Annotated in this window: 19 protein-coding genes; 13 read left to right on the plus strand and 6 right to left on the minus strand. The window is 59.3% G+C overall.

Annotation, left to right across the window (positions count from 1 at the left end; all coding sequences use genetic code 11):
- The first annotated feature begins 755 nt into the window (after positions 1-755).
- The gene (locus ACMC5O_RS12425; protein WP_246444213.1) at positions 756-2,750 is read left to right on the plus strand and encodes a hypothetical protein; all 1,995 of its coding nucleotides are present in this window, start codon (positions 756-758) and stop codon (positions 2,748-2,750) included.
- Positions 2,751-2,987: 237 nt separating this feature from the next.
- Here ACMC5O_RS12425 and ACMC5O_RS12430 read toward each other — a convergent pair whose 3' ends face one another.
- Complete coding sequence (locus ACMC5O_RS12430) at positions 2,988-4,436, minus strand: CHAD domain-containing protein (RefSeq protein WP_426692949.1); 1,449 nt, start codon at positions 4,434-4,436, stop codon at positions 2,988-2,990.
- A 580-nt stretch (positions 4,437-5,016) separates the two neighbouring features.
- On the opposite strand from ACMC5O_RS12430, the gene ACMC5O_RS12435 reads away from it, so the two are divergent.
- The 8 genes from ACMC5O_RS12435 to ACMC5O_RS12470 all read left to right on the plus strand — a co-directional run bounded on the left by ACMC5O_RS12435 (position 5,017) and on the right by ACMC5O_RS12470 (position 9,286).
- Positions 5,017-5,448, plus strand: coding sequence for an NUDIX hydrolase (locus ACMC5O_RS12435; RefSeq protein WP_187709989.1), 432 nt, complete (start codon positions 5,017-5,019; stop codon positions 5,446-5,448).
- An 18-nt stretch (positions 5,449-5,466) separates the two neighbouring features.
- Positions 5,467-6,213, plus strand: a complete 747-nt coding sequence (locus ACMC5O_RS12440) for a ParA family protein (protein ID WP_187708518.1) — start codon at positions 5,467-5,469, stop codon at positions 6,211-6,213.
- 399 nt (positions 6,214-6,612) lie between these two features.
- The gene (locus tag ACMC5O_RS12445) at positions 6,613-6,870 is read left to right on the plus strand and encodes a hypothetical protein (RefSeq protein ID WP_187708517.1); all 258 of its coding nucleotides are present in this window, start codon (positions 6,613-6,615) and stop codon (positions 6,868-6,870) included.
- On the plus strand, positions 6,867-7,070 hold the full coding sequence (locus tag ACMC5O_RS12450) for a helix-turn-helix transcriptional regulator (protein WP_425506885.1): 204 nt from the start codon (positions 6,867-6,869) through the stop codon (positions 7,068-7,070). Before ACMC5O_RS12445 ends, ACMC5O_RS12450 begins: the two co-directional genes overlap by 4 nt.
- 83 nt (positions 7,071-7,153) lie before the next feature.
- A complete protein-coding gene (locus tag ACMC5O_RS12455; RefSeq protein WP_426692950.1) occupies positions 7,154-7,903 on the plus strand; it encodes a hypothetical protein in 750 nt (249 codons plus the stop codon).
- 40 nt (positions 7,904-7,943) lie between these two features.
- Complete coding sequence (locus ACMC5O_RS12460; protein ID WP_187708515.1) at positions 7,944-8,291, plus strand: hypothetical protein; 348 nt, start codon at positions 7,944-7,946, stop codon at positions 8,289-8,291.
- Positions 8,288-8,680 (plus strand): MAPEG family protein, encoded by a 393-nt coding sequence (locus ACMC5O_RS12465; protein WP_187708514.1) that lies wholly within the window; start codon positions 8,288-8,290, stop codon positions 8,678-8,680. The genes ACMC5O_RS12460 and ACMC5O_RS12465 overlap by 4 nt, the downstream gene beginning before the upstream one ends.
- 90 nt (positions 8,681-8,770) lie before the next feature.
- Positions 8,771-9,286, plus strand: coding sequence for an arsenate reductase ArsC (locus ACMC5O_RS12470; RefSeq protein ID WP_426692951.1), 516 nt, complete (start codon positions 8,771-8,773; stop codon positions 9,284-9,286).
- A 44-nt stretch (positions 9,287-9,330) separates the two neighbouring features.
- Here the strand turns inward: ACMC5O_RS12470 and ACMC5O_RS12475 are convergent, their stop codons facing one another.
- Positions 9,331-9,627, minus strand: coding sequence for a hypothetical protein (locus ACMC5O_RS12475; protein ID WP_187708512.1), 297 nt, complete (start codon positions 9,625-9,627; stop codon positions 9,331-9,333).
- A gap of 98 nt (positions 9,628-9,725) precedes the next feature.
- On the opposite strand from ACMC5O_RS12475, the gene ACMC5O_RS12480 reads away from it, so the two are divergent.
- On the plus strand, positions 9,726-10,178 hold the full coding sequence (locus ACMC5O_RS12480; protein WP_187708511.1) for a DUF6869 domain-containing protein: 453 nt from the start codon (positions 9,726-9,728) through the stop codon (positions 10,176-10,178).
- Between the two features lie 43 nt (positions 10,179-10,221).
- On the opposite strand, the gene ACMC5O_RS12485 is transcribed toward ACMC5O_RS12480, so the two are convergent.
- On the minus strand, positions 10,222-11,058 hold the full coding sequence (locus tag ACMC5O_RS12485; RefSeq protein ID WP_187708510.1) for a helix-turn-helix domain-containing protein: 837 nt from the start codon (positions 11,056-11,058) through the stop codon (positions 10,222-10,224).
- Positions 11,059-11,168: 110 nt separating this feature from the next.
- Between ACMC5O_RS12485 and ACMC5O_RS12490 the strand changes: the two genes are divergently transcribed.
- Both ACMC5O_RS12490 and ACMC5O_RS12495 read left to right on the plus strand, forming a co-directional pair.
- Positions 11,169-11,561, plus strand: a complete 393-nt coding sequence (locus ACMC5O_RS12490; RefSeq protein WP_187708509.1) for a hypothetical protein — start codon at positions 11,169-11,171, stop codon at positions 11,559-11,561.
- A gap of 260 nt (positions 11,562-11,821) precedes the next feature.
- Entirely contained in the window at positions 11,822-12,232 is a 411-nt protein-coding gene (locus ACMC5O_RS12495; RefSeq protein ID WP_187708508.1) for a hypothetical protein, read from the plus strand.
- A 33-nt stretch (positions 12,233-12,265) separates the two neighbouring features.
- Here the strand turns inward: ACMC5O_RS12495 and ACMC5O_RS12500 are convergent, their stop codons facing one another.
- Genes ACMC5O_RS12500 through ACMC5O_RS12510 form a run of 3 tightly spaced genes read right to left on the minus strand, consistent with a single transcriptional unit; the run spans position 12,266 to position 13,574 of the window.
- Positions 12,266-12,622, minus strand: coding sequence for a hypothetical protein (locus tag ACMC5O_RS12500; RefSeq protein WP_426692952.1), 357 nt, complete (start codon positions 12,620-12,622; stop codon positions 12,266-12,268).
- A gap of 26 nt (positions 12,623-12,648) precedes the next feature.
- On the minus strand, positions 12,649-13,242 hold the full coding sequence (locus tag ACMC5O_RS12505; protein WP_426692953.1) for a hypothetical protein: 594 nt from the start codon (positions 13,240-13,242) through the stop codon (positions 12,649-12,651).
- A complete protein-coding gene (locus ACMC5O_RS12510) occupies positions 13,239-13,574 on the minus strand; it encodes a hypothetical protein (protein WP_187708506.1) in 336 nt (111 codons plus the stop codon). The genes ACMC5O_RS12505 and ACMC5O_RS12510 overlap by 4 nt, the downstream gene beginning before the upstream one ends.
- Positions 13,575-14,114: 540 nt before the next feature.
- Between ACMC5O_RS12510 and ACMC5O_RS12515 the strand changes: the two genes are divergently transcribed.
- Complete coding sequence (locus tag ACMC5O_RS12515) at positions 14,115-15,215, plus strand: tyrosine-type recombinase/integrase (protein WP_187708505.1); 1,101 nt, start codon at positions 14,115-14,117, stop codon at positions 15,213-15,215.
- The last annotated feature ends 17 nt before the right edge of the window (positions 15,216-15,232 follow it).

The following is a 15,232-nucleotide window of genomic DNA, read 5'->3' on the forward strand; positions in this document are numbered from 1 at the left end:
AGCACTGGGTCGAAATTTTGAGGCGATGGGTTCGCCTGCCGGTTTCGGTCATGGCCTTGGTCGTTGAGGGTGCTCTGCATATCTTGTTCGTCTTCGGGCCGGAGGTCGCATTTCTTTGTTTGCTATTGCGAATTGGTGGCCCGAGACCCTCTGCGGACTGATAAATGATTTGAATATTGGGGAAATCGGATTGTTCTAATGAGCAATAAGACTGTCGTGCTGGTCGCCCTTTTAGCTTGCTCTTGCGCGAAGGGGGCGCCGGAACCAGTAGCGCCTCCGCCTCAAAGAGTGGCTGAGCTCGCAGGCCGACTGCCGGTGAAAAGTCAACGCTGCATCGGGGTCGAATCGGGTCGGGTCTTCCGCATTTCGAACTCGGATCCCCACGTCCTTCTTTATGAGGAGGACAAGGTGATTTGGGTTAGCACCCTAGAGGACAGTTGCGGATTTTCGCCGGGTCAGACGGTGATCCCGGATTCCAATGCTGCCTATTACTGTAAGGGCGACCTTGTCCGATCTGGTGAGCAGGTCACTCTTCTTCCGTTCGGACGCATATGCGCTCTCGGAAATTTCACTGCTTTCAAGTTTGGGCGTTAGGCGCGCCGTCAGGAGCGGATTCTCTTGGCGATGAGTGAAGTTTCGAATTGCACCTCGCCTCCAACTTTCATCATTCGGTCTCGCGCGTGTCACCTGTCCGAACGGCGATCTGAAATCGCCCGTCCGTAGCTAATCTGCTTTCCAAGCAGAGGAGTAAGGCGATGCCTACCGGTCCTTCCACCACCGTTGATCCGTTCCTGCTCGCTTCCGAGCCCAACGTGCGAATCGTTTCGATCGCTACGACTGGTGATGCTCTGCCGGGCGACGGCGTGTTCGGTGGAATCCCGGATGGCATCGGCGCATTCGACAATGGCGACGGCACGATCACCGTGCTCGTCAACCACGAGCTGGGGTCGAGCGCTGGACTGGTGCGCGACCACGGATCGACCGGCGCCTACGTCGACAAGCTCATTATCGATGCGAATACCCTACAGGTCGTCGGCGCTGACGATCTCATCAAGACGGTGATGAAATGGGACGACGCGACCGACAGCTATGTGAACGCGACGACCGCCTTCAACCGCTTTTGTTCGGGCGACTTGCCGGCGACTTCAGCACTCTTCAATTCGGCGGATGGCCTGGGCACTCAGGTGCGAATCTATCTTACCGGCGAGGAGAACACGCCCGAAGGTCGTGCGACCGCAACGATCGTCACCGGTGCGAACGCCGGAACGATCTACGAGCTTCCTTCTCTTGGCAATCTCGCGTTCGAGAACATCGTCGCGAACCCCTACGCGCAAGACAAGACGATCATTGCCGTAAGTGACGATAGCAGTCCTCCGAACGGCAACGGCCAGGTGTACATTTACGTCGGCCAGAAGCAGTCGACGGGCACCGAGATCGAGAAAGCGGGCCTTTCGGGAGGCGATTTCTACGGCATCAAGGTCACTGGGGTGACCGCCGAGTCAAATGGCAGCCCGATAAGCGGCAGCTTCACTCTCAACGAAATCGGAGCCAGCGGCGACGTCAGCAACATGACGGGCGCCCAGATCGAGGCGGAGAGCAATGCGGAAGGCGTCACGGCTTTCCTGCGGCCGGAAGATTTCGCTTGGGATCCGGACAATCCAAGCGTCGCCTACTTTACGACGACGAACAGCTTCTCCGGCGTCTCGCGTGTCTATCAGCTGACGTTCAACGATATCACCAATCCGACGACCGGCGGTACAATCAAGGCCGTAGTCGAGAGCGACGATCTCGGCGGCCACATGTTCGACAATCTGACGGTCGCAGACGGCAAAGTCATCGTCCAGGAGGATCCGGGCAATAACGCCTATGTCGCCCGGGTCTGGGAATATGACATCGCGAGCGGTGCCGTCAGCGAATTGGCCCGCTTCAACCCGGCGCAGTTCGTTGTCGGTGGAGCGAACTTCATCACTCAGGACGAAGAAAGTTCCGGCGTCGTCGATGTCACGTCGCTCCTCGGCGACGGCGACACGCGAGCCTATCTACTCGACGCTCAGGTTCACGCTGCAACGGGGAATCCGGCCACCGTCGAACAGGGCCAGCTGCTTGTCATGTATGTCGACGATCCATTCCTGATCGGTGGAAACGACAACGACAATCTGTTCGGAAGCGCTGCTGACGAGACGCTCCGCGGCAACAACGGCGACGATTGGGCACGGGCCGGTTCAGGGAACGACCTAGTCTATGGCGGCAATGGCAGCGACCATCTCTCGGGTGACGCAGGCAACGACCAGCTCAATGGCGATAATGGCTCGGACGAGCTGATTGGCGGAACCGGCAATGACCAATTGAGGGGCGGAAACGGTCCCGATTATTTCGTCTTCGATAATCGAGCCGAAACCGGGAACGACCGGATCGTCGACCTAGGCAACCCGGACCACCTCCTGACGACGGTGCAGCTTGCCGATGGGAACGGCGACGGGATCATCGAGCTTGGCGCCGGCGGGACGCTCGGCCTCTTCGGCTCAAGCAGCGTGGAGATCACGGGGGCGACCGCCCTTCGTTATTCGGGAACGACCGAGCTCGATGGAGCAACCTATTATTCCTACGACCTTGCGGGCGCATCCGCCTCGCCAAAAGCGGCTGTTCGGGTATCCGGCAACCTGGATTCGCTGCACTTGATCGATGACTCGGTTATCGTACTAAACGCGAACTTCGGCCACGTGTTTGGCGCTTACGACCATCTGCTCTAATCGGCGAATTACGGGGGAGGGAAGCCTCCCCCGCAGCCTTCGGCAACGCTATCGCTAACTTTGGGTAAGGTCTTCCACCGCAGCAGAGTGCGTATCTGCACGCCGGGGTTCGTTACTGGAATGCTCGACAAAAGCATGCCCCCCGCAACGGGCCCCGCTTTCTTCTCCGCGCCAGTGACTTGCTCGAACATCGTCAGGGCTACGGGATTGCGATCGTGCTGCTCCGGTGACCGGGGATTAGCTTTTCCAGAAGAGCGGTTGGCGTTTCAGATGTTTGAAGCGTGTCTCGACCGTCTTGAGCTGCCGCGATCGAGTGGTCATTTCCATTCTGCCCATCTCGCCAAGACCAAAGTAGGCAACAATTCGCCGACTGACTATCTCGTCGTGGATCAGGCCGAGACAATCCTGCATCTTCTCCAACGAGGAACCGAACTTGCTAACCTGTTTCCTGGCAAACAGCGGCGCAAAGAAGTCCACGGCATATCGCATCCTCTTGAGGCTTATCCGAAGCCGATGAAGTCGCGTCGGCCCTAGGTCGCCTAGCCCTTTGCCCTTCCGTAAGACTTTTCTCCAGGCGGCGTTGAGCCGACGGGTTGCGAACTTTTCGATGGAAGCCGACGCGGCATCCTTCCGCCAGTTTGCCGAGACGGTCCATTCGACAAGGTCCAAGAGCATATCGCGAGACCTTTGAGCCATCAGCGTCCCGATAACTTGGTCATATGCCTTGTCGCGGGCCGCCGTCAGCTTCCGGCGGGCGTTCGCACTTAACTCGGCCCCGTGAGTGTCCAGGAAAACGTCGAGATTGCGAGCATCACCGAAGGGGGCAATGAATCCGCGCAATTCCTCGCGGAGCGGTTCGAGCGATCCCTGCTGAATCGCCGGCCTAAAGAAAGTGAACGCCGACCGAAGGCGCCTTATTGCGACGCGTGCCTGGTGAAGCGCGTGCGGATCGCGTTGCTCGATTATCAGCGTTTCGTTGAGGCGAAAATGCCGAATGCATTCATAAACGATCGTTGCAAACGCCTGCCCGGCATCCATCTTCTTACGGAGATCAATTGCTCTCGCCTTGTGTTCGTGACCAAAGGCGCCTCTTGCGAGCATCCGGCCCCGCTCTTCCTTGCTGAGAACACCAACGTGAAGCGGGACCACCCGGCCAAGCTCCTGAGCGATTGCGAATAGCGAAGCTTGCTTCCCTTGCCTCAATTCGAGCTCGAGCTCGTGGAGAGGGGCCTCTTTGCCATCGGCGCGAATGGACCCGGAGTCCAAGGCTACCTCGACTATGCTGCCATCGCGATTGATCAGCCAGGTCGTGCGTTCGACCTCGGACCAAACCACAGGCTTGGCGTCGCGGGTCAGTTTCTTTATCTTGCCCAGAGGCGTCTGTCTCAGAGCGTCTGGATCGGGAGCGATTTGCTCGACCCGCGCTTCCCACTCTCTCCGATCGAATAGACCGGCAGATCCCCCGTTCGTCTTGACCGTCTGTGTGAAGCTATTGCCGTCATCGCGCACGCGGAGCGAATAGCCTGCCCGATACGCGTCGCTGTCGTCCGTATCGAAATAGATCGATCTTTGGACCTTGGTTCGATGATCCGTTTTCGACAGGAGAGGGTGGCGACGGGCCTTCTTGGCTGCGCGACCGTCTAGTTCAAACTTGAGCTCGACCTCCCCGTTGGTTCCGTGCTTCATCGACGCCCAATTCGCAAACGGCTTGAGGCGTTCCTATACAGGGTTAGCGGTACCCTGTATCGAAGCATCCATGACGACGAGCCAATCGAACGTCTGCGCGGCCGGAGACTGCTCAAAAGAGGCAGTGATCAAGGATTCAGGTAGCGCCTACTGCGGAAACCATGCGCTTCAACGACACCGAATCCGCGTTAGAAACGGAACGCGCACCAAACATCTTGAGCGCTACGAACGGTGATCTCCAGAGCGTGGTCCACACGAGGTTCTTCCAGTTTTCGACGTCCTATGCCTAGCAAGGATGCGACGCCGAAGGAGTGCCAGCAATTGCCGTCGATTTTTCGGAAACTCGCCAAAGAGACCCTGGAACGCGAAAGGGCCGCGAGGTTCTTCCAAATCGCGCGGGAATACGAACCGGCAGTCGAGCGGCCGGAAACGCCCGTCTCCGCCGGACATTCCGCGCTTAGCGAGGCCTAAGGAAGACAATTGTTGCGCGGACGTCAGTAGTAATCGTTCTGTCCCAAAACTTCCTCAGATTTGGACGTGGTTGACGGCGCGATGAGTCGCGAGGAGTGTCGAAGTGGTAATGCAAACGGGAGCTTTGCCGTGGCGTCTAACTAAGGGCCACAAGCCAGAGGTTCTGTTGGTCACTGCCCGCCGATCTGGCCGCTGGACGATACCCAAAGGTTGGCCGATGATCGGCAAGTCGATGGCCGATGCAGCTGCCGTCGAAGCCTTTGAGGAGGCAGGGATCAAGGGCATTGTCCGCAAGAAGCCACTTGGGAGCTTCCGGCACACAAAGCGAAATTGGCTCGGTAACGTAGAAGTGGACGTTCTCGTCCATCCATTTGCCGTCGAAATCGAACTGGAGGATTGGCCTGAAAGAGGTCAACGAGAACGGCGCTGGTTTGCTCTCAAAGAGGCTGCGTCACTGGTAGAATCTGGCGAACTCCAGGCCTTGTTGGTTGGGCTTGATCGAGAGATCAAAACCGGAAGGTTTCAATCAGGCCCAGCCTAGCGCAGAGCGGTTTTTTGAATGGCAGCAATTGGAATCTATAGCGCCAAGGGAGGTGTGGGAAAGACCACACTCGCGGTGAATCTCGCATGGGCGAGCGCAGTATTGTACCACCGTCGCACTCTACTTTGGGATCTCGATCCTCAAGGTGGGGCGTCGTACATTCTCAGGCAGCAAAGCGCGGGTAGTGACCTATGCTCGCGGATCGTCGAAAAAGACGATCTGCCATCGATGGCCAGACGAACAGGCTATAAGAAACTTGATATCCTCCCATCCGATCCATCTCTTCGAAACTTAGAGCGTCGATTCCAGGATCTTGGAAAACGGCGGCGGCTAGCGAAAGCCACCGCTGACTTATCGCGAGACTACGACAGAATCATCGTGGACTGCTCGCCCGGCCTGACCGAAACGTCGGAGCAGATCATGCGAGCAATGGACCTGATCCTTGTACCAGTAATTCCAGCGGCTCTGTCGAGACGAGCGCTCGACGTGATCAGCGAACATCTCCGGAGGACGAAGGGCCCACAAGTTAGATTGATTCCACTCTTTTCAATGGTCGATCGGCGACGACAAATTCATATCCGGGAGTTGGAAGAACATCCCAATTGGCCGGTCATTCCAATGGCGAGCGCGTTTGAACGCGTTAGCGAGGAGCGGGCGCCGATAGGCGAGCTTCTGCCCCGATACTCAATGCCGGTGGAAATCACGGCACTCCTATGGCGGAAGGTCGAGCGAGTGCTTGCCGACCTTCGTTCGGCATCGCGCTAAATTCCTCGCGCCTCAACCAGGCCCTCCGCTGACGCTGCAATGCGCCTTTCGAAATTGTTCACGGATGCTCTGAGGGCTGCAAAGATGGACAATGGAATGCAGGAGCGGATTAAGTATGTCAGGTTTAGTTGACAGCTCCTTTGATCCCGCGTATGTCAGGTATTCCTGACACTAAGGGAGAGCGTCATGCTTTTCTATCGAGCCTCGAACGGTCCACGCGAACTATCTATACCGCTCCTCCGAGTTCTGACGGCAACGTCACTTGTCACCTATCCGGCTGGTGCTTTGCTCTTGGCGACCGGACCTGACACACTTGCGAACAGCATTGCAGGCTTTGGGTTGGTTTCCGCGGGTTTGGTCTCATGCATGCCCGTCTTCAGTTCTTCAATTCAGCGAATAGTGGGAGAAGAAGTGAAGGCGCTCGACGAGTTCGAGCTTCGGCTCCGTGGCCGCGCCATGGGTCTCGCGTATGCGATCTTCACTGGACTAGCCCTCGTATCAGTCCTCTATTCCGCCATTGCGGCCGACAAGGGCTTCTGGTTCCCCAGCACGTACGACGAGTTTAATGGCGTGTTCTGGGGCGTGTTTCTTTACGCTGCAGTTCTTCCGGCGGCGATCTTGAGCTGGCTCGTTGACCAGTCCTTCAACCAAGAGTGATCCGCACGTTGAGAAACAGCGTAAGAGAACTGCGCCTTCAGCGTGGGTTGAGTCAGGCTGAGTTAGGCGAACGTCTCGCCGTCTCCCGGCAAGCCGTCAACGCCATCGAGAACGGCAAGCATGACCCGTCGTTGTCGCTCGCGTTCAAGATCTCGCGCTTGTTCGAGCGCCCGCTGGAAGCGATCTTCGGGGACGAATGAATATGCTGGCCATTTGGCGGTGGAACCCACCATGGCCCTAAGGCCATCTGGATTGGCTAAAGGCAGCGGAGCAATCCGAGGGGATGCCCCTGAAGATCATCCTTCTGGTCCTCGCGCTGACGCAGGCGGGGGCGCCATTGCTTCTCTTCTTCGACGGCTTCGATAAGGGAGCGGGGCGTCCACCAACACCCATAGTGCCCGCGAATTACGCGTTCACGATTTGGGGAATCATTTACGGGCTTGGGGTCGTGTACTCGGGAGCGCAGTTCTTTTCGACGCGCGTCAGCCCATTGCTGCAGCGCATCTTCTTGCCAGCGAGTTGTCTATTCCTGCTGTCGACCGTCTGGCTCCTGTTCGCGAGGTTCGGCCCATTCTGGGGAACCGTTCCAACCATTCTGGCGATGCTCGGATTGGCCGTTTACGCCCTTCTCGCTGTTAGTCCGGACGATGATGAGTCCCGGGCATTCGCCGACTGGCTGGCGCTTCCACTGTTCGGCCTCTACGCCGGATGGCTGACCATTGCGGTTTTCGCCAACTTCACGGAGATCGCCGTCGATCTAGGCTTTCCGTTTTGGGGCTTAAGTTTGCCGGCCTGGACTATGCTGGCGCTCGCCACGGGAACCGTGCTTGCCGCTTGTGTCGCTTCAGCGTCGCGCGGCAATGCATCTTACGCAGCGGCGATTGTCTGGGCATTGATCGCAATTGCCGTTGCGAACAGCCGTGAATGCCGGTGGACGATAGTGACGGTGAGCCTCGTCGGTGCTGCTATCGTGACGGGCTGGACCTATGCAGCTCGAAGGCGCGCAGCGCGACTTCCGGCAGCAGCGGCATAAAATGGAAATAGCCAGCCTATTGTTGCGCACCGCATACCTGGTGAACATCGCTATACTCGTACCAGTCGTGGCCACTCTGTGGTTCGGCCCGGCCCAGCGGATCCTAGGGCCAGAGGTCGTTGGGTCGCGCATGCTTCGGCTGCTGATCGCAGCGCTATGGGCCGGGATTTTGGTCTGCTCGGCGATCGGGTTGGCTTGGCCCAGAGCGATGGCGGGCGTTCTAGTCCTACAGGTCGTCTACAAGTCGCTCTGGCTTGCGACGGCGGCCGCCAATGCGTGGCGCGCGGGCGAGCCGATCCCGTGGGGGCCGACGATTACTTTCATCGCGATTGTGCTCACCTGGCCGATCGTGTTGTTCCTCAGCTGGCCAAGCCTGCTCCAAGGATGACGCACCAGCTCCCAATTACGGCGATTTACGCTGTCCCGCTGGCCTTGCTGTTCTTGGTCCTGAGCGTCCGGATCATTCTCATCCGCCGACACAAGCGAATAGCGTTTGGATCGGGCGGGGATCCAGATCTAGAACGGCGTGTCCGGATCCACGACAATTTCGCCGAATATACGCCCTTCGCACTCTTGCTTCTAACGCTTGCCGAAAGCGCTGGCAGCCCGCCATTGTGGCTGCATCTCGCTGGCTCGTCCCTTGTGATTGGCCGGTTCGCTCACGCCATTGGACTCTCCCGACCAAGTACAGATGACCTGGGGCGGATCGTCGGGATGACCGGATCGCAAACATCAATCCTGATCACGGCCATTCTGCTGTTGATGACTTGGTCGTGAGAAATATCGAGCCGAATGTGCGTGTGGGGTGGAATGCAGACAATGGCGGTCACGTGGTTGTCATTATGCCGTGCCAAGGGGCTACCGAAAATGGGGGCCGCCACGATGGAAACCTATAACGTCCTGTTCCTTTGCACAGGCAACTCCGCTCGCTCCATCCTCGCGGAAGCTATCTTGAACAAGGAAGGCGCAGGCCGCTTCCGAGCCTTCTCGGCGGGCAGCTATCCAAAGGGCCGAGTCCATCCCGAAGCTCTCCGGCTCCTGGACGAGTTTGGTTTTCCGACGGGCGGGTATCGCTCCAAGAGTTGGGACGAGTTCGCAACCGAAAATGCGCCCCCGCTCGATTTTGTGTTCACCGTTTGCGACAACGCGGCAGGCGAGATTTGCCCCGTTTGGCCTGGACAGCCGATGACGGCTCATTGGGGCATTGAAGACCCTGCGGCAATCGAAGGCGAGCGCCAGGCAGAGGCGTTCCGCAATGCTTTCTACGCCCTTCAGCGGCGCATCGGGTTGTTCCTTGCTCTCCCGTTGGAGAGCATCGATGAGATGAGCTTGAAAACCCATTTGCGAGAGATTGGCAGGACTAGCGACCAAGACGCTGCCTAGACCAAAGCCTCGAATGTCCGGAATGGGTGGAAAGCTGCCATTAGCTACTCGGTCGCTAGCTCCGCTTTGGCAGCGCCGGCGGCTTGGCGTATCTGCTCCTCACTCCGGTAGTTCGGAATGCGTGCTCGCTCCTCCGGAAACGGTGAGAAGTAGACGACTTCATCGAAGAGCCGTTTGAAGGCAGTTTCTTCTCGCGGCGTCAGATCGCGCTGGTCAACGTCGAGGTTGAACGCTTGTTCGAAGTTGTCACAGAACAGCGTGGTGTCGATCCTGCCACCGAGATAATCGGTAAGCAGCTTGTGGAGCACTTCACTGCCCTTCCAGAGCGGCTGTAGCGTCATCCATCCAGCATCAGACAATCCGCCAATGTCCGCAATGGGTGGAAATCTGACTCTTGCCGTAGAAGGTTTCGAAACCTCCTTTGCTTACGTGCTGATACATGCCCGACAAGCGATACTCGGATGAACTTGAACATGCGTTGGCTCGGCATGACACCGACGAGATGATCCAACAACTCGACGCATATGCCGCTTATTTCGCGGCGGGTGAGGGTGAATGGACGGACGATTTTTCAGAGATAATAACCTGCCATTCCGACGATCCTGAAAAGGCTCTCGCATATGTGGCGCTAGGTGCTTCGCGGTCCGATGAGCCGGTGTTCTTGGCGCAGCTTGCGTGTGGACCACTCGAAGACGTGTTACGCGACCCTTCCTCGGAGCTTTTGGCTCGGATCGTAGCGGAAGCACGAAAGTCTGCGCGATTTCGTTGGTTACTCAGCCATCCGTTCAAAGTCGCGGTGTCGGACGAGGCTTGGGCAGCAATCGAGAGATTTCGAATGACTGGTCCCCATGAAGAGCCATCGCCCGACTCTCTGCCGCCGAGATCATCCTAAAAGGCTTCACGACGTAATGTCTGCTTTGGGTCGAGAGCGGACGCTAGCCGCCATCCGTTTGCAGCCGATAAGCCCCCTCACGACCTTTATCAGCCGCCGCACCATTGTATTTCGTGAGCCTCTCGGCAGTTGGAGCGTCGGCGGGGAAGAAACTCTCGATCGTGATTTCCGAAAGGGTGACGTCGTTGGCAGTGCCAAATATGGTTGTGGTCGAGAGGAACGAGAGCTTGCCTAGTGGAGAACTGAAGATCAGAGGCGACACGAAGTCCGACAAAGTATGTGGGTTGTCGGAAGCCGGCGCAGGGTAACTCCTCAATTCCTCCAGAAGTTCTTCAAGCCTGGAATCTGCGCTAGCGCGCACTTGCTGGCCGAGGCGATGCAGAACGTGCGCTTTCCACTCCGACAGATTGAGTATCCGTCCGGCGAGACCGTCTGGGTGCAAGCTTAAACGGAGCACGTTGGCATTCGGCGAGAGCAAATAATCGGCTGCACCCACCATCAAATGTTGAACCGCGGCGTTCGCGTGAAGCAGGTTCCAGTAACGGTCCACCGCCAAAGCCGGAAACGGCATGTGGCAATCAATGATCCGTTCGACCGCCGCGCGTGCTGCGCTGAGGACCGGGTCATCGAATGCTCGCTGCGGATAGTCAGGCGCGAAACCGGCTGCCAGCAAGAGGCTATTCCTCTCGCGGAGGGGAAGTTCGAGCGTTTCAGCAATCCGTAGGACCATATTGCGTGAGGGCATTGAGCGGCCGGTCTCAATGAAGCTCAGATGTCGGCTGCTGATCTCCGCTTCCAGGGCAAGATCCAGCTGGCTCATGCGCCGCCGCTTTCGCCAGTTCTTGAGCTGGTCGCCGAGCAGTTTGTCGTGAGCGGTCATAGCTCCTTCTCGTCGAGAGGACTTCTGGGCGCCATTACTTCCCAGGTAATGGATTGCCGACCGTAAGTCGCAGATTTTGCTCCACGCATTAGTCGTAAGGAGATTGGATCATGCAACTTTCATCGTTTCTGCGCACTGTCTTGAAGCTGGATGCTGCAAGCTGCCTCGCGATGGCAGCGTCGCTGATCGGCACGGCTGACTTGCTCAGCCCGCTTTTCGGGCTTCCCATCGCTATGCTGACCGAGGCGGCGATTCTGCTCGTTCTCGTCGGCCTCTTCATTCTTTGGCTGGGGACACGCGAGCGGAGTTCACCCACGCTGGTGCGAGTTGTCGTGTTCGGCAACGTTGGTTGGGCAGCCGCCAGCTTCGTCTCGCTCGGACTAGTCCCAAGCATTACCGGCTTGGGCTTGGCGGCCGTCTGCGGGCAGGCGGTCGCGGTGCTAGCCCTCGCAGCGCTTGAGTGGCGTGGACTGCGTGAGTCCCTTTGGGCCTCGCCAGCCTAGAGACGTCAGGGGAACTGCCTGTCACTAATCGCAATGTAGGCCCGGGCTTGAATGTGCCCGGGCCAGACATGCGCGGTTCTGAATGTCTTCTTTGGGTGGAAAACTGACATTCGGCTCTGTTCCGCAAACCTCTTTCTTCGACCGCGCCTTCGTAGAAAACCTCATCGGTCCGTCGAAACCAAAGCTTCGACCTCACTGAACCGGCTATGGTCCAACGATTCCACGTGAAGCAGGACGGTTTATTGGAAGGAGCAATGACAATGGCAAACAGCTGGGTCAAAGCCGCGCGAAGCGCAGCCGGGATCGTGATTGGCTATTTGGTCTTCGTGGCCGGTGCGTGGTTCGTACAGGAAGCCGTACTAGGTGGGGTCGGCTACCATGACAGCCTGAACACCATAGCTCTTGCCGGAGTCTTGACGCCGGTGGCAGCGGCGGCTGGTGCGATCGTCACCGTGAGCATCGCCGGCAGGCATCCCTGGCTGCATATCATGCCTATGTTCATACTGATCGGCGTGGAAACGACCTATCTTTATACACAGGGACGCGTCGATGGTCCGCTATGGTTCGAAGTCGCAGCGGGAGCCTCGCTGATCGCAGGTGGCGTGATCGGAGCCCTGATTTGGCAAGTCCTGTCGAAGCGGCTTTGGAGGCCCGAAACAGTTGGATCCTAATGTCCGCTTTGGGTCGAAACCGGACATTAGAATTCACGCCCAAGGCAGCTCCGATCGACCAAGTTCACGAAGGGCTTTGTTCGGTTTGGGAGGTTTCGCGAAGACCTTTGCAAACTCGATGCTTTGCGCCTCGTCGAGGTGAAGGATGACTAGTTGAGCCAGGGCATCGCGAAGGCTGCGACGAGGCCCAACAAGAAGGTAGTGGGAGTTCAGCGTGGCGACGACATTTCCCTGTTTCGCCGAACGAGGCGCAAGCAAGGGAGAGGTTTGGACCAGGCGGCCGTCGGGCCAGCGCTTCTTCTTGTCTCCGAAGACTCTCCCCACGAGCGTTGCGAACCCTTCAAACCTTTGAACAGCCCAATCTCGCAGTTCGGCATCGTGGTACACCATCGACATCGCTCCCTCGGGTGTCCCGCTCAATTCCCGGCGGCCTCCGCCCGCAAGTGCAGGCGGACGTTCCGAAGCGCGGGCAAGCCCCCCTCAATCATCGTGACCAGCGCGGACCTGCCGTCGAATAGCGGTCCCTTGTTCGGCGCGCGGATCCATCGGTCGGCGGCCTCCCGCGGCAGGATCGCGTTCAGGGCGATGAAGATATCAAGGAGAATGGCGCCCCGCTCCAACGTTTCCGGCGAAACGTCCTGAAAGGGCTGGCCGCGGAGCGCTTGGAGGTCGGCAGCGCTTTCCAAGCCCATCAGCGCGAGCTTCTCCTCTTCAGTCAGCCTCCAGGCGCTCGCGACGCAGTCGATCATGAAGAAGAACGAGCCCGTCGAAGGATTGGTCTGGGAAAAGCCGCGCTTTCCAGCTTCGAGTTCGAACCGGTCGAACACGGCCTGCCGCGCGGCCTTGCGGAAACCCTTGAGGAGCATCCCGGCAAACAGCAGGTGGTTGCCCGACGCAACGACTTCCTCGAGGCTGACCCTTCCGCCACGCTGCGCAAGCCATTCGTCCCAATCGCGCAGTGGATCGTCGCTAGTTTTTGCGATCGACGGTCTCCGGGATTTTGGCTTCATCTTGGGGAGGTATCTCGGTTGCCATTCGGACCGAGCCAATCGCCGGTGCGGTGCTTCTCGTCGACGTGGTTATCTGAGAGAGCGCTGGAGAGCCGCGGGACCCATTCGTTGAGGGGCTTATTGTTGAGGTCGTGGAGACGATCGAAGATGACGTACGGCGTCCATCCGCCACGGCTTCGCAGTTCGTAACGATCGTAGCCTTTCCACCCCAGCATAGAGATCTGGATGGAGGAAGCTGATTCGAGCGGGCTTTCGTCGAGAAAGCTTGCGTAGCGCTCGAGCGCATCGCGCAGGTCGGTGAGTTCGATCTCAGCTGGAAAGTAGAACAGCACCCCAGTTCTCCTTCGAGTTTGGGGCGCCGGCGCAAAGCCGGGTGCTGCTAAGCCTGGGCTGTCGCTCCAGGACCGCCGCCTTTAGGCGAACCCTGGACATGCGCGGCGGCCACCCGGCCACGAAGCTCGCGACCGGTCGACAGCACCGAGGGGTTAGCAGGCCCCACCACCGCCTTTTACGGTGGCGGAAGCAGCGTCGCAGATGCTCGTCGGACGCGCAAGATGCATCCACAAAGACCCAGATTCGGGCTCTCGGAAGCCCATTCTGTCCCATTGCGTGCCGCGCGTCACATTTCGCGCAAGTCGCTGAAACGCAGCGGTTTTAATGGCTATTTTCGTTACGGATACGATACGAACTGGCCGTTTTGCGGAACGATTTCGGCAAAATCGTTCGCGATTTTCGGGGTCGACTCCGACACCGGTTTTTGGGCCCGATTTCCGGCTGAACGGAGATAGGACGATAATGACCCTTATCGCCTTTACTGGTGATTATCGTCCTATTACCCGGACCGCCGTTTCGCCGCGTTCATGGAGCCGCCAATGGCCGCTGCTTTGCCCGTTGCCGAACCGGCTCCCGGCGCCCCGGTTGCGCCCGCCGACGGCTTCCGTGCCGACCTGCTGCGCGCGGCGTTCGGCCCCGAGGTCCCCGGCGAGACCGTCCACCGCACCATCGCCGCCTTCGCCGGCGCCGCCTCGCCCAACACGCTGCGCGCGCTGCGCTCCGACCTCAAGCACATCGACGCGTTCCAGCAGCGCCGCGGCCGCCCGGCGTTGCCGCTGGCGCCGGGCGACTGCTTCATCCTCGTCGACGAGCGCGCCCGCGCCGGCAGCGCCAAGGCGTCGATCGACCGCCTGGTCGCCTCGGCGGTGCGCCTCCATCAGCTCGCCGGCCTGCCCTCCCCGGTCGACGACACGGTGCGCTGGAAGCTCAAGGAGATCCGCAAAGCCGACACCCGGCCGGTCCGCCAGGCACTGGGGCTGCGGATCAAGGGCGAGGTGGGCGACGTCCACACCGACGCGCCTCACCCTATCTCGTTGCTGGCACTGCTCGAGAGCATTCCCGCCAACCCCGCCGGCCTGCGCGACCGCGCCCTGCTGTCGTGCGCCTACGACGCCGGGCTGAGGCGCTCGGAAGTGGTCCGGGCGCGGGTCGAGCATTTCGAGCCGCTGCCGAGCGGCGAAGCGGCGCTGTTCCTGCCGCGCTCGAAGACCGACCAGGAAGGCGAGGGCGCGCGGGTGTGGATGTCGGCCCGGACGATGCACCACGTCGCAGTGTGGCAGGAGGCCGCCGAACTAACAGCGGGCTACGTATTCCAATCGTTATCGTACCGTATCTCGCCGCGCGGGCACCTGCACGAAAGCGCCGTCGCCAAGATCCTCAAGCAACGGCTCGCCGCGCATTTGGCGCCGATGGTTGAACGCGGCGAGCTGTCGCAGGCCGAGGCGGACAAGATCGTGGAGGAGATGTCGGCGCACTCGCTGCGCGTCGGCTGCGACCAGGACCTGTTCGCCGCCGGGGTCGACATCGGCGCAATCATGCAGGGTTTGCGCTGGACGTCGCCACGGCAGCCGCTGGCCTACGCCAGGCACCTGGCTCCCGCGTCATCGAAGCTCGCCGCGGTGATGCGCAACGTCCGATAAGCGCCCTTCTCAGACGC

Source organism: Sphingomonas sediminicola (genome assembly GCF_049991885.1).
Lineage (GTDB): Bacteria > Pseudomonadota > Alphaproteobacteria > Sphingomonadales > Sphingomonadaceae > Sphingomicrobium > Sphingomicrobium sediminicola.

Bases quoted from the DNA above. Each gene is read 5' to 3' on its own strand.
- ACMC5O_RS12425 (WP_246444213.1), top strand. From the start codon at position 756: ATGCCTACCGGTCCTTCCACCACCGTTGATCCGTTCCTGCTCGCTTCC.
- ACMC5O_RS12430 (WP_426692949.1), bottom strand. From the start codon at position 4,436: ATGAAGCACGGAACCAACGGGGAGGTCGAGCTCAAGTTTGAACTAGAC.
- ACMC5O_RS12435 (WP_187709989.1), top strand. From the start codon at position 5,017: ATGCAAACGGGAGCTTTGCCGTGGCGTCTAACTAAGGGCCACAAGCCA.
- ACMC5O_RS12440 (WP_187708518.1), top strand. From the start codon at position 5,467: ATGGCAGCAATTGGAATCTATAGCGCCAAGGGAGGTGTGGGAAAGACC.
- ACMC5O_RS12455 (WP_426692950.1), top strand. From the start codon at position 7,154: ATGCCCCTGAAGATCATCCTTCTGGTCCTCGCGCTGACGCAGGCGGGG.
- ACMC5O_RS12465 (WP_187708514.1), top strand. From the start codon at position 8,288: ATGACGCACCAGCTCCCAATTACGGCGATTTACGCTGTCCCGCTGGCC.
- ACMC5O_RS12470 (WP_426692951.1), top strand. From the start codon at position 8,771: ATGGGGGCCGCCACGATGGAAACCTATAACGTCCTGTTCCTTTGCACA.
- ACMC5O_RS12475 (WP_187708512.1), bottom strand. From the start codon at position 9,627: ATGACGCTACAGCCGCTCTGGAAGGGCAGTGAAGTGCTCCACAAGCTG.
- ACMC5O_RS12480 (WP_187708511.1), top strand. From the start codon at position 9,726: ATGCCCGACAAGCGATACTCGGATGAACTTGAACATGCGTTGGCTCGG.
- ACMC5O_RS12485 (WP_187708510.1), bottom strand. From the start codon at position 11,058: ATGACCGCTCACGACAAACTGCTCGGCGACCAGCTCAAGAACTGGCGA.
- ACMC5O_RS12490 (WP_187708509.1), top strand. From the start codon at position 11,169: ATGCAACTTTCATCGTTTCTGCGCACTGTCTTGAAGCTGGATGCTGCA.
- ACMC5O_RS12495 (WP_187708508.1), top strand. From the start codon at position 11,822: ATGGCAAACAGCTGGGTCAAAGCCGCGCGAAGCGCAGCCGGGATCGTG.
- ACMC5O_RS12500 (WP_426692952.1), bottom strand. From the start codon at position 12,622: ATGGTGTACCACGATGCCGAACTGCGAGATTGGGCTGTTCAAAGGTTT.
- ACMC5O_RS12505 (WP_426692953.1), bottom strand. From the start codon at position 13,242: ATGAAGCCAAAATCCCGGAGACCGTCGATCGCAAAAACTAGCGACGAT.
- ACMC5O_RS12515 (WP_187708505.1), top strand. From the start codon at position 14,115: ATGGCCGCTGCTTTGCCCGTTGCCGAACCGGCTCCCGGCGCCCCGGTT.